Raw genomic sequence first — 13,032 nt, 5'->3', positions numbered from 1 at the left:
GGCACCATCCTGCCCGTCGGCGGCCCCGGATGGGATGGCCGCTTCGCCCGACGTCGGCCGTCCGCCCGGTTTGTCATTCCGCGGGCAGTGATGCGGCCCATCCCCGCCCGCGCCGCAGGCGTCGTGTTGTGTGCGACCGTTGTCTAATACAGGATCAGCAGGGCACTCGGAAGGAGCCCGACATCACCAGCGAACTCCCGCGTCTCGCGGCGGTGACCCGGCCGCACCGGGGGGCCGGCTTGGCCGGTTCCCCAGTCGTGCCGTACCCCCACGGCGGCCTGGCGCGGCACGCCGACCTGCCACCCGGCGAGCGGTTGCGGGTGCTGCTGGTGGAGGACGACGAGGGTGACGCCTTCCTGGTGGGAGAGCTGCTCGCCGAGACGAACTCGATGATCGACCTGCTGGTCGCCACCAGTCTCAGCGAGGCACGGCAGCGGATCACCGGCGTCGACTGCGTCCTGCTCGACCTGGGCCTGCCCGACGCGCAGGGGCTGGACGGGCTGCGCCAGGTGTTGGAGATGTCCAGCGGCGCCGCCGTGTGCGTGCTGACCGGCCGCTCGGACGAGCACCTGGGCGTCGTGGCGGTCGCCGAGGGGGCACAGGACTACCTGGTCAAGGGCCAGGTCGACGGGGTGCTGCTGACCCGTGCCCTGCGCTACGCCGTGGAGCGCAAACGCGCCGACGAGAACGCCCGCAGGCTGCGCGAGGTCGAGCTGCGCCAGGCCGAGTCGGCCCGGCTCGAACGCGGCCTGCTGCCGCAGCCGCTGATGACGACCGACCAGGTCGCGGTGCACACCTTCTACCGGCCCGGGCGGCACGCCGCGCTGATCGGTGGGGACTTCTTCGACGTGGTGCAGACCCGGCCGGACCGCCTCGACCTGATCGTCGGCGACGTCTGCGGGCACGGGGTGGACGAGGCCGCCCTCGGTGTGGAGCTGCGGGTGGCCTGGCGGGCCCTGGTGCTCGCCGGAGTGCCGGACGACGAGGTGCTGCCCGCGCTGGAGCAGGTGCTGATGAGTGAGCGCCGGCTGCAGGAGATCTTCGCGACGGTCGCCACCACCCGGCTCGACCTGGACGCCAACCGGGCCACCGTCCGACTCGCCGGGCACCCGCCGCCGCTGCTGCTCTCCGGCGGCCGGGTCGCCCCGGTGCCCGCGCCCGGCGGCCTGCTGCTCGGCGTACGACCCCGCCGGCCGATCGCCTACGACCTGGAGTTCGACACCGATGACTGGTCCCTGCTGATGTACACCGACGGCCTGATCGAGGGGCGGGTGGGTGCCGGCAACGAGCGGCTCGACGTGCCGGGCCTGAGTGGGCTGCTGGACGAGCCGGCGAACCGTACGGTGTCGCTGCCCGAGCTGCCGGCCTGGCTGGTCGGCAGGGCCGAACACATCAACGGCGGCCCGCTCGCCGACGACGTGGCCATGCTGCTGGTCAGCAGGGGCGGTGGCCGGTGAAGCCGGTGGTCGGCGGTTTGAGTCTGCGCCGTCGGGTGATCACGCTGCTCACCGTCGTGGGTGTGCTGCTGATCGCCCTGGCCGGCGCGGAAGCGGCGATGGCCGCCCGCAACCGCACCCAGATCGACGCCGTCCTGAACGAGACCGGCCCGCTGCGGGTGCAGTCACAGGAACTACTCAACGCGCTGCTCGACCAGGAGACGGCAATCCGTGGGTACGCGGTCAGCGGTGATCCGGCCGACCTGAACCCGTATCGGGAAGGGCTCGAGCAGGAGAAGAGCGTCGTCGCCGGAATGCGCGCGCTACTTGACGACTATCCGCAGATCGGCCAGGAGCTGCGGATCGTCGAGGAGCGCACCGCGCAGTGGCGGCAGTCGGTGGCGGAGCCGGTGATAGCGACCACCGAGCAGCGCGGCACCAGCGCGGGTCAGGCGTTGGTCACCGAACGGGCCCGGCAGCAGTTCGACGGGGTGCGCTCGGCGGTGAACGACCTCCAGGAGGAGATCCTGGCCGCCCGGGAGCAGTCTGCCGACAACGTGCGTACCAGCAGCAACGTGCTGGTCGTCCTGTTGATCGTCGCCGCGCTGGTGGTGGTCGTGGCCGGCGCGGTACTGCTGCTCTCGATGGACCGGATGGTGATCCGGCCCCTGACCGGGCTTGCCGACCAGGTCCGCGAGGTCGCCGAGGGTGACTACCAGCACGGCATCGCCGCCGTCGGCCCGCCGGAGTTCATCCGGCTCGGCGAGGACGTGGACGCGATGCGCCAGAAGATCGCCGCCGACCTGGCTGAGGTGCGCGCGGCCCGCGAGCGCATCGAGTGGGTCAACAGTCAGCTCCAGAAGCAGGCCGAGGAGCTGACCCGGTCCAACCGTGACCTGGAGCAGTTCGCGTACGTCGCCTCGCACGACCTGCAGGAGCCGCTGCGCAAGGTGGCCAGCTTCTGCCAGCTGCTCCAGCGCCGTTACGCCGGGCAGCTCGACGAGCGGGCCGACCAGTACATCGCCTTCGCGGTGGACGGCGCGCAGCGGATGCAGCGCCTGATCAACGACCTGCTCGCGTTCTCCCGGATCGGCCGTCTCACCACCGGCTTCGTCGAGGTCGACCTCAACAAGGTGATGGGCGACGTCGCCGGCCAGACCGAAGCCGCCCGGCAGTACGCCGACGCCGAGCTGACCTGGTCCGAGCTGCCGGTGATCTCGGGTGAGGAGCCGCTGCTCACCAACCTGCTGGCCAACCTGGTCAGCAACTCGATCAAGTTCCGTCGGGCGGACGTGCCGCCGAAGGTGCACATCTCGGCCCGGCTGGTGGGCGCCGAGTGGGAGATCACCTGTCAGGACAACGGCATCGGGATCGAGCCGGAGTTCGCCGACAAGATCTTCGTGATCTTCCAGCGGCTGCACTCGAAGGACGCGTACCCGGGCACCGGCATCGGGTTGGCCATCGTCAAGAAGATCGTCGAGTATCACGGCGGCCGGGTCTGGGTAGACACCGACGTACCGGAGGGCACCGCGATCCGGTTCACCCTGCCGGCGCTTCCAAAGGACATCGAGGCGGCTGCCGCTGTCGACTCGTCGGAGCAGCCGCAGGCTTTGCCAGCGGGCGACGCGGCGCCCTCGACCGAGGTTCCGGCAGCGGTGACGGAGCAGTCCGACTCCTCGGACCGGCCGGACCGGGCCGACGGGTCGCCGGGAAGCGGTAGAACGGGTGACATGAGGGAGACGGTGGGATGACCGCGCCGGCGGATGGCAACAGCCCGATCGAGGTCCTGCTCGTGGAGGACGACCCGGGTGACGTGCTGATGACCCAGGAGGCGTTCGAGGAGCACAAGCTGCGTAACCGGCTGACCGTCGTCTCCGACGGCGCCGAGGCGCTCGCCTACCTGCGGCGGGAGGGTCAGTACGCGGACGCGGTGGCGCCCGATCTGATCCTGCTCGACCTCAACCTGCCCCGCCGGGACGGCCGGGAGGTACTGGAAGAGATCAAGAACGACCCGGAACTGCGCCGGATCCCGGTGGTGGTGCTCACCACCTCGCAGGCCGACGAGGACATCCTGCGCAGCTACCAGTTGCACGCCAACGCCTACGTGACCAAGCCGGTGGACTTCGAGCGCTTCATCGCGGTGGTCCGGCAGATCGACGAGTTCTTCGTCAGCGTGGTCAAGCTGCCGCCGCGTGGCTGACACCCTGCTCGACGACGTTGGCGACCTGCTCCGCGAGGCCGCTGACCAGGTCGTGCTGCCACTGTTTCGCAAACTCGACGACGCCGACGTGTCGGAGAAGGCGCCCGGCGAGGTGGTCACCGTCGCCGACCGCCGTGCCGAGGAGTTGCTCTCGGCGGGGCTGCGTCGGCTGCGGCCAGGCTCGACGGTGATCGGTGAGGAGGGCGTCGCCGACGACCCAGGGTTGTTGCGGCACCTGCGCGACAGCGGGGACGTCTGGTTGGTCGACCCGGTCGACGGCACCGCCAACTTCGCCGCGGGTCGCCGGCCGTTCGCCCTGATGGTGTCGCTGCTGACCGACGGGCGGCCGACCGCCGGCTGGATCCTCGACCCGCTCGCCGACACTCTCGCCGCAGGTTGGGCGGACGACGGCACCCTGCTCAACGGTCGACGTGTCGACGGCGCCGGCACGGCGCCGCCACTCGGCGAGCTGCGCGGCGCGGCGATGACCCAGTTCCTGCCGCCGGAGACCCGCGACCGGGTCCGCGCCGGTGGCCGCCGGCTCGGTGAGCTGCTGCCCGGCCAGCACTGCGCCGGCCGGGAGTATCTGGACATCCTCAGCGGCGAGCAGCAGTTCGTCCTCTTCTGGCGCACCCTGCCCTGGGACCACGCGCCGGGCACCGTGCTGGTCTGCGCGGCTGGTGGCGTTGCCCGCCGGTTCGACGGTGTCGACTACCACCCCGCCGACGACGGTCGAGGTCTGCTCGTCGCCGTCAACGAGCAGGTCTGGGCCGAGGTGCGCGACGCACTCCTGAGCCCCTGATCCGCGCGCTCCTGGCCCCTGATCCGCGCACTGCGCGACGTCGTCGAGACGCTCCGTCGACATCGACGCAGCCCGACGGTCAGGGGGCTGGTCACCGGCTCACCGTCCGGTATCGTGACGGCGGTCTCCGCCAGCAGGCCGCCGACCGGCGCCGGTGGGGACGCCGCCGCGCAGTTGTTCACCCGGGGGCCGGCGGTCGACGGAAGGACGCTGTCGTGCCCAGGACCAGGCTCAGCCCGCGGCTCGGTCGCCGCGCACTGTTCGCCCTGCTCGCCGCCGTCGCGCTGATGCTGGGCGGCACCGGTGTGCCCGCGTACGCGGAACCCGGCGAGGGTGGCAGCAAGAAGCTGCAGGACGCGTTGGAGCTGACCGCCAAGGCTCACATCGAAGCCAAGGCCAAACTGGACAACTCCAAGCGTCGCCAGACGGCGCTGACCGGCGAGTTGACGGTGGTCGAGGGTCGACTGGTCGGGCTCACCGCCCAGGTCGGCGAGGTGGCTGCGCAGTCGTACCGCGCCGGCCGGCTCAGCCCGGTCGCCATGCTGCTCAACACCGCCACGCCGCAGACGTTCCTGCAACGCGCGAGCGACCTTGAGCTGATGGCCCAGCGGGACAGCAAGCGGCTGCGGGACCTCCACGAAGCCCGGCAGCAGGCGCAGCAGGCCAAGGTCGCCATCGACACCGAGGTCCGCGAGCAGCAGAAGCAGCTCGCCGTCATGGCGAAGAAGAAGAAGGAGGCCGAGGCGGCGCTCGCCGAGGTCAGCTCGGGCGGCAGTAACGGTTTCAGCGGCGGCAGCTCCGCCTCGGCGAAGCCGGCACCGCGCAACTCCGACGGATCCTGGCCGTCGGAATCCTGCTCCGTGAAGGACCCGACCACCTCCGGCTGCATCACCCCGCGCACCCTGCACGCGCTGAACCAGACCCAGGCGGCCGGCTACAAGCGGCACGTCTCCTGCAAACGCACCGGTGGCGGCGGCGAGCACCCGAAGGGGCGGGCCTGCGACTTCGCGGCCGCCACGAACGGCTTCGAGGACCGCAACGCGACCGGCGGCGACAAGGCGTACGGCGACAGTCTGGCTGCCTGGCACGTGCGCAACGCCGACCGACTGGGTGTGCTCTACGTGATCTGGTACCGGCAGATCTGGCACCCCGGCACCGGCTGGCGCTCGTACAGCGGCAGCGGCAGTCCCGCCGCGTCCCACACGAACCACGTTCATCTATCGCTGTACTGACCCGGGCCACCGGCTTCGCTGCGTACCATCGCGACGATGAATACCCCACCGTCCGACGTGGCGGCCCCGCCGGCCTCCTCGGCCCCGCCCGTGTCCGTCACCGGTCGGGCGCTGCCCAACGGCCTGGCCGCCTTCCTGGTCTTCTTCTCCAGCGGCGCCGTGCTGGTGCTGGAGACCGTCGCGCTGCGCCTGGTCGGCCCGTACGTCGGGGTGACCCTCCAGGTGACCAGCTCGGTGATCGGCATCGCGCTGGCCGCGATCGCCTACGGGGCGTGGTCCGGCGGCTGGCTGGCCGACCGGCGCAACCCGCGAGGCCTGCTGGCGCCAGCGTTGGTGCTGGCCGGCATCGCCACCGCGATCACCCTGCCCGTCGTGCGGTACGCCGGTGAGGTGCTGCGGGGTGGTGCGGCCAGCGCGATCCTGCTGCTTGTCGCTCTGGCCGTGTTCGTGCCGGCGGCACTGCTGGCCGCAGTCACGCCGCTGGTCGTGAAGCTTCAGCTCGCCGACCTGCGCCGCACCGGCCAGGTGGTCGGCCGACTCTCCGGGATCGGCACCCTGGGCGGCATCACCGCGACCCTGCTCACCGGCTTCGTACTGGTCGCCGCACTGCGCAGCACGGTCATCCTGCTGACCCTGGCGGTCGCGCTCGGGCTGGTCGGCATCGGCCTCGGCTGGTACCTGCGCCGGCAGGAGCCCACCGAGCTGCCCGGTCCCGCCCGGACCCGGGCCGCGCTGGCCGTGCTCGGCCTGGTCGGGGCGGGGCTGACCACCGTCGCACCGAACCCGTGCGACATCGAGACCGCGTACCACTGCGCCCGGGTCACGGCAGATCCCGACCGGTCCACCGGCCGAACTTTGCTGCTCAACTCGGCCCAGCACTCGTACGTGGACCTGGCCGACCCAAGGCACCTGGAGTACGCGTACACGAAGTGGATCGGCGCGGTCGCCGACGTGGCCGCGCCGACCGGTCAGCGGTTGGACGCGCTGCACCTGGGCGGCGGCGGGTTCACCGTGCCGCGCTACCTGACCGCCACGCGGCCGGGCACCGACAACGTGGTCTTCGAGATCGACGGCGGGCTGGTCGAGTTGGGCGAGCGGGAGCTGGGCGTACGCACCGGGCCGGACCTGCGGGCGGTCGTGGGCGACGCCCGGATGCTGGTCGCCGGCGAGCCGACGGACAGCCGCGACCTGGTGGTCGGTGACGCGTTCGGTCACCTGGTGGTGCCCTGGCACCTGGCCACCCGGGAGATGGCCGCCGAGGTCCGGCGGGTGACCCGCCCCGGCGGCGTGTACGTGCAGAACGTCATCGACTACCCGCCGCTGCGGTTCATCCGCGCCGAGCTGGCCACGGTGGCCGCCGAGTTCCGGCACGTCGCGTTGATCGCCCCACCGGAGGCGCTCGCCGAGGAGCAGGGTTCCAACTTCCTCATCGTCGGCTCCGACGCGCCGCTGCCGCTGGACGCCGTCCGCACCCGGCTGAGCGAGGTGGATCCCACGGTCAGCCTGCTCGACGGGGCGGAGCTGACGGAATTCGTCGGCCGGGCGCTGGTCTTGACCGACGACTACGCTCCGGTGGACCAACTGCTCGCCACCGCCTGAACGGGTGACAGTTCTGACCGATTCCGATACTCCAGGTGTAGGTCGGCCGGTCGCGGGCAACAACGGTCACCATGGGTGGTGGGGACCGAAACGGCGCGCAACTGCTCGATGAGCGGTACCGGCTCATCGAGCAGCTCGGCGCGGGCGGCATGTCGGTGGTCTGGCGCGGCTACGACGAGGTGCTCGGCCGCCAGGTCGCGGTGAAGGTGCTGGCCTCGCGGCTGGCGAGCGACCGGGCCTTCCGCCACCGGATCCGAATCGAGGCGCAGGCCGCCGCGCGGCTCTGCCACCCCAACATCACCAACGTGTACGACTACGGCGAGTCCGAGCAGGTCGGCCTGACCGTTCCCTACGTCGTGATGGAGCTGGTCGACGGCGCTTCGCTGGCCAGCCGGTTGGGCCGGGAGAGCCAGCTGCCGTGGCGGGAGGCGGTGACCATCGCCGCGGAGGTCAGCTCGGCGCTGGCCACCGCGCACGCCCGGGGCGTGGTGCACCGCGACGTCACCCCGGGCAACGTCATGCTCACGTCGACCGGGGTCAAGGTCGTCGACTTCGGTATCTCCGCGCTGGTCGGGGAGAGCGAGAAGGGGCCGGACGGCGCGCTGCTGGGCACTCCCGCGTACCTCGCTCCGGAACGGCTCGACAACGGCCAGGTCTCCCCGGCCACCGACGTGTACGCCGTCGGGCTGCTGCTCTACCGGATGCTCACCGGGCGGCTGCCGTGGCGGGCCAACACGACCACGCAGATGTTGCGCGCGCACATGTACAACGACCCGGAGCCGATGCCCACCGTCGCAGGGCTGCCCGACGAGGTGACCGACCTGGTGGGGCGTTGCCTGGCCAAGCGGCCGGCCGACCGGCCGGCCACCGCCGAGCTGACCCGGATCCTCGCGGACGCAGCCGGAATGCTCGCGGCGGTGCCGGTCTCCCCGGCCGGTGGGCCACTGGATGCGGCCATGTTGGGCAGTGCGCGTACCACGATCCTGCCCTGGTCCGCGGCGACCGACGCGTTGCCGCTGTCGCGTACCCGCGAACGGCACCGGCGGACACGGCAACGGGTGAGCCGACGTCGGCGGGTCGAGGCCGGAGTGGCCGCCGTCGGGCTGATCGCGGTCACCGGCGCGATGTGGGGGTTCACCTCGCGTACCCCGGCCAGCGGTGAGGGCCGGCCGACGACCGAGGCCCGGATGGGTCTGCCGACGGCAACGCCCTGCGAGGTGGCGTACGCGCTGCGTACGGACTCGGGCACCGACTTCGCCGCGGAGCTGACGCTGACCAACACCGGTGAGCGTGAGCTGCGGGACTGGGCGATGAGTTTCACCTTCCCCGGTCAGCAGACGGTGACGAAGGCCGAGCCCGCGCCGGTGCAGCAGCAGGGAAGTACGGTGCTGGTTCGGCCGACGGCCCAGCGCAACACGCTGGCACCCGGTGCGGCCGAGAAGCTCACCCTCACGGGGAAGTACACCGGGGCGAACCCGCTGCCGGTGGAGTTCCGGCTCGGCGAGGCGACCTGCGGGGTCCGCGTCTCCGGGGTCGCGGGCAGTGCGCCGTCCACGGCACCGCCGAGTAAGGCCGCCACGACGAACGCCCCGCCGAAGGCGACGACGGTGCGCGGCGGCTCCGGTGCGGGCGGCGGCGCGGCGAAGGCCAAGCCCCCGAAGCCCGCCAAGGGCCCCGCGAAGCCGGCCAAGGGCGAGGGGCCCGGTGGCGGTGGCCGGGGGAAAGCGCCACATTGACCGAGGGCCGCGACGGTCGCTGACACCGACCGCCAGGTCAGCGCTGTCCCGCGAACCGCTGCACCTGGTCGATTCCACCCTCGACGATGAGTACCCCACCCTGCGGGAGCGCGGTGTCGTCCGAGGTGTAGCGGAAACGTTCGCCCGGCAGTTTGGCACCGACCACCCGAACTCCGTAGCGCTCCTCCGGCCGCAGGTCGAGCAGGGTGCGCCCGACCAGGGACTCCGGCACCCGGACAGTGGCGATGGCGAAATCGTCGTCGAACTCGATGAAGTCCAGTAACCGGCTGACGATCAGGTGCGCGACCCGGTCCCCGGTCTCCGCCTCCGGGAAGATCACGTGGTGTGCGCCCACCGACGACAGGATCTTGGCGTGCTTCTGTGAGGTCGCACGGGCCCAGATCTGTGGCAGGCCCAGCTCGACAAGTGCCAGCACGGTGAGCACACTCGCCTCCACCGAGGCCCCGATGGCCACCACCGCCCGCCCGAAACTGGTGATGCCGAGCTGCCGCAGCGCCCCCTCCTCGGTCGAGTCCGCCTGGACGACCCGGTCGAGCTGCGCCGACCAGCGCTGCACCTGCGCCGGGTTCCGGTCGATGGCCAACACCTCGTGGTTCATCCGGGTCAACGACCCGGCCAGGTGGCAACCAAAGCGACCCAGCCCGATCACCACGACGCCGTCGCTGTCCGCTCTCCTAGCCGACACCTCGCCGCTCCTTCCCTGCTAGCCGACGATGGGTTGTTCCTGGGGGTAGCGGTAGAGCCGGCGTCGCGTGTTCAGGGCGATCGCCGACCCGAGGGTGAGCGGCCCGATCCGGCCGATGAACATCAGCACGGTCAGGGTCAGTTGACCGCCGGCCGGCAGTTCGCCGGCCAGGCCGGTGGTCAGACCGGTGGTGCTGAACGCGGAGGTGATCTCGAACAGGGCCGCGACGAAGCGGACGCCCTCGGTGAGCAGCAGCAACGTCATCGTTCCGAGCGTGACCAGCGCGATGCTGAGCAGCGCCACCGTGAGCGCCTGCCGCTGACTGGCGGTGGCCACCCGGCGGTGCCCGACCGTCACGTCGGGCTCGCCACGCAGCTCCGCCCAGAGGGTGAACGCCAGCAGGAAGAACGTGGAGACCTTGATGCCACCGGCCGTGCTGGCGCTGCCCCCGCCGATGAACATCAGCACGATCAGCAGGGGGTAGCTCTCCTCCTGCAGGGCGGCGATGTTCAGGACGCTGAAGCCGCCGGTACGGCTCAACGCGATCTGGGTGAACGACGCGAGCATCTTGCCGGGTACGTCGTACTGGCCGATCGTGCTCGCGTTGGTCCACTCGGCGGCGAGCAGACCGGCGAAGCCGATCAGCAGCAGCACCGCGCTGCCCCAGATGGTCAGCTTGGTCGCCACCGCCCAGTGCGCCGGCTGACGCCATTCGCGGACCGCCTCGAACAACGCGGGGAACCCGAGCCCACCGATGATCGCGCCGACCGCCAGGGGAAGCGACACCCACGGGTCACGGCTGAACGCCAGCAGACCGTCCGAGTAGAGCGCGAAGCCACCGTTGTTGAACCCCTGTACGGCGTGGAAGACACCCGACCAGAGGGCCCGCCCGGGTGAGTAGTCGTAGGCCAGCCAGAGTCGACCGGCGATCAGCGCGGTCATGACCGCCTCGCAGGCGAAGACGGTCACCGCGATCCGGCGCAGCAGCCGGCCCACGTCGCCGATACCGAATTCCGCCGTCTCGGCCTGCACCAGCAGCCGGTTGCGCAGCCCGAGCTGACTGGAGACCACCAGGATGACCAGTGCCGCGACGGTGAGGATGCCGAGACCGCCGAGCTGGGTGAGCAGGGTGATCACCAACAGGCCCCAGCCGGACCAGTAGTTCGGCGTGTCGTTGATCGCCATGCCGGTGACCGACACGGCAGAGGTGGCGGTGAAGAGCGCGGTGACCAGCGGCGGGCGCTCGTGGTCGGCGGTCGCCCAGCGCGCCATGAGCAACCCGGAACCGAGCAGGATCGGCACCAGGAACGCGAACGGCACCAGCCGCACGGGGTTGCGGAAAAACCGGCGCACCAGACAATCTTCCTTTTCCGCCCGCCACCCGGAGCGGGAACGCCCATTCCGGAGATTCACCTCCCGGCCAGCCATCGACCAACTGCCGGCCAATCCGAGGAGGTCTGCTGAAACGGCTTCCCCCGACGACAGGAGACGGCGATGCGACGCACCCTCTCGACCCTGGGCCTGGCCGGCGTACTGCTCACCGCCGCCGTGGCCGTGCCGACCATGGCCGAAGCCGAACCGGTGGCCGACGCGGACCGCTCCCGGGCGAACGACCGACCGATTGTGATCGGCCACCGTGGCGCCAGCGGCTACCGGCCGGAGCACACCCTGGAGGCGTACCGGTTGGCGATCCGGATGGGTGCCGACTACATCGAGCCGGACCTGGTCTCCACCTCCGACGGCGTGCTGGTCGCCCGGCACGAAAACGAAATCTCCGGCACCACCGACGTGGCCGACCGCCCGGAGTTCGCCACCCGCAAGGCGACGAAGACCATCGACGGCGTCACGGTGACCGGTTGGTTCACCGAGGACTTCACCCTCGCCGAGCTGAAGACGCTGCGGGCCAAGGAACGGCTTCCGCAGGTCCGGGTGCCGAACACCGCCTTCGACAGCCGCTTCGAGGTGCCCACCCTCCAGGAGGTCATCGACCTGGCCCGAGCCGAGGGGCGGACACGGGGCCGCACCATCGGCATCTACCCGGAGACCAAGCACCCGAGCTACTTCGCCTCGATCGGCCTGCCGCTGGAGGAGCCGCTGCTCCGGGTGCTGCGCCAGAACAAGCTGGACCGGAAGAACTCGCCGGTCTTCATCCAGTCGTTCGAGACGGCCAACCTGCGCCGGTTGAGCCGGCTGACCGACGTCAAGCTGATCCAACTGCTCGACGCCACCGGCCGCCCGTACGACTTCACCGTCGCCGGCGACGCCCGCAGCTACCAGGACCTGGCCTCGCCGGCCGGGCTGAAGTGGATCGCCGGGTACGCCGACGGCATCGGGCCGAACAAGAACCTGATCGTGCCCCGGGACGCCGCCGGTGCCCTGCTCGCCCCGACGAACGTGGTGCGCGACGCGCACCGGGAGCGGCTACTCGTGCACGCCTGGACGTTCCGCGCGGAGAACCAGTTCCTCCCGGTGAACTTCCGAATCGGCACCGATCCCAACGCTCGTGGCGACATCACCGCCGAGTACGAACTCTTCCTCGGTCTGGGCCTCGACGGCGTCTTCACCGACCAGCCCGACACCGCCGTCGCCGCCCGCGCCGGCTTCGCCGGGAACTGACCCCTCCGAACGTCGACGGGGCAGCCTGCCTCGCCGAGCTGACCTCGGCCCGGAGCTGATCGGCTCCGGACCGACCATCGGGCCGACCACGCCCGGCCCACACGCTGGCCCGCCGTCCGCCACCCGGACGGCGGGCCAGCGGCACGTCTGCGGGACCGCGCCGACCGGGATCGCACGACGGCGAGGCCAGCCCAGGGTGAACGTTCACCCCGCGCGCCGCCACCCACAGATCGCGCCGAGCCAGGTTGTAGCGGTGTCACCGCGCGCCGAGCCGCCAAGATCGCGCCCAATCCAGGTTCTAGTGGTGTCACCGCGCGCCGAGCCGCCAAGATCGCGCCCGATCCTGGTTGTAGTGGCCTCGCAGGCCAAGATCGCGCCCGATCCTGGTTGTAGTGGTGTCAGCGCGCGGTCGAGGCCCCTACTTCCAGGATCGAGCACGATCTTCGCCGGTCCACGGCCGATGCCCGTGCCTGGGGCGGGTTTCCGGGTAGGCGCTGGCGGCGCTGGCCGTGACCGGCGACCACCGCGGGCTTTGCGGCGGACCGCCCGCGCCATAACGCCGATATAGGGGTGTCCAGCCCGGCCGATGCCGCAATATCGCCGACCTGGTGTCGATCAAGGCGGCGGGAGGGTCCGGCGGTGTGGCGCGGCGGGAGGGTCCGGCGGTGTGGCGCGGCGGGAGGGTCCGGTGGTGTGGCGCGGCGG

10 protein-coding genes are annotated in these 13,032 nt (G+C 71.3%); 8 read left to right on the top strand and 2 right to left on the bottom strand.

Annotated elements, in window-relative coordinates:
• Positions 1–257: 257 nt before the first annotated feature.
• The 7 genes from C7C45_RS09185 (at position 258) to C7C45_RS09155 (ending at position 9,005) form a co-directional block, all read left to right on the top strand.
• Entirely contained in the window at positions 258–1,457 is a 1,200-nt protein-coding gene (locus tag C7C45_RS09185) for a PP2C family protein-serine/threonine phosphatase (RefSeq protein ID WP_110563295.1), read from the top strand.
• A complete protein-coding gene (locus C7C45_RS09180; protein ID WP_110563181.1) occupies positions 1,454–3,187 on the top strand; it encodes a sensor histidine kinase in 1,734 nt (577 codons plus the stop codon). Before C7C45_RS09185 ends, C7C45_RS09180 begins: the two co-directional genes overlap by 4 nt.
• Positions 3,184–3,636, top strand: a complete 453-nt coding sequence (locus C7C45_RS09175; RefSeq protein ID WP_110563180.1) for a response regulator — start codon at positions 3,184–3,186, stop codon at positions 3,634–3,636. Before C7C45_RS09180 ends, C7C45_RS09175 begins: the two co-directional genes overlap by 4 nt.
• Positions 3,629–4,438 (top strand): inositol monophosphatase family protein, encoded by an 810-nt coding sequence (locus C7C45_RS09170; protein WP_110563179.1) that lies wholly within the window; start codon positions 3,629–3,631, stop codon positions 4,436–4,438. The genes C7C45_RS09175 and C7C45_RS09170 overlap by 8 nt, the downstream gene beginning before the upstream one ends.
• 287 nt (positions 4,439–4,725) lie before the next feature.
• Positions 4,726–5,670 (top strand): coiled-coil domain-containing protein, encoded by a 945-nt coding sequence (locus tag C7C45_RS09165; RefSeq protein ID WP_482805341.1) that lies wholly within the window; start codon positions 4,726–4,728, stop codon positions 5,668–5,670.
• Between the two features lie 36 nt (positions 5,671–5,706).
• Positions 5,707–7,269 (top strand): fused MFS/spermidine synthase, encoded by a 1,563-nt coding sequence (locus tag C7C45_RS09160; protein ID WP_244200300.1) that lies wholly within the window; start codon positions 5,707–5,709, stop codon positions 7,267–7,269.
• A 71-nt stretch (positions 7,270–7,340) separates the two neighbouring features.
• The gene (locus C7C45_RS09155; RefSeq protein WP_110563176.1) at positions 7,341–9,005 is read left to right on the top strand and encodes a serine/threonine-protein kinase; all 1,665 of its coding nucleotides are present in this window, start codon (positions 7,341–7,343) and stop codon (positions 9,003–9,005) included.
• Between the two features lie 37 nt (positions 9,006–9,042).
• Here C7C45_RS09155 and C7C45_RS09150 read toward each other — a convergent pair whose 3' ends face one another.
• A complete protein-coding gene (locus tag C7C45_RS09150; protein ID WP_110563175.1) occupies positions 9,043–9,711 on the bottom strand; it encodes a potassium channel family protein in 669 nt (222 codons plus the stop codon).
• An 18-nt stretch (positions 9,712–9,729) separates the two neighbouring features.
• A complete protein-coding gene (locus tag C7C45_RS09145; protein ID WP_110563174.1) occupies positions 9,730–11,064 on the bottom strand; it encodes a TrkH family potassium uptake protein in 1,335 nt (444 codons plus the stop codon).
• Positions 11,065–11,205: 141 nt separating this feature from the next.
• On the opposite strand from C7C45_RS09145, the gene C7C45_RS09140 reads away from it, so the two are divergent.
• Entirely contained in the window at positions 11,206–12,327 is a 1,122-nt protein-coding gene (locus C7C45_RS09140; RefSeq protein ID WP_110563173.1) for a glycerophosphodiester phosphodiesterase, read from the top strand.
• The last annotated feature ends 705 nt before the right edge of the window (positions 12,328–13,032 follow it).

It is taken from the genome of Micromonospora arborensis (assembly GCF_003205615.1).
GTDB classification, from domain to species: domain Bacteria; phylum Actinomycetota; class Actinomycetes; order Mycobacteriales; family Micromonosporaceae; genus Micromonospora; species Micromonospora arborensis.
This window is presented reverse-complemented; position numbering and strand designations above follow the sequence as displayed.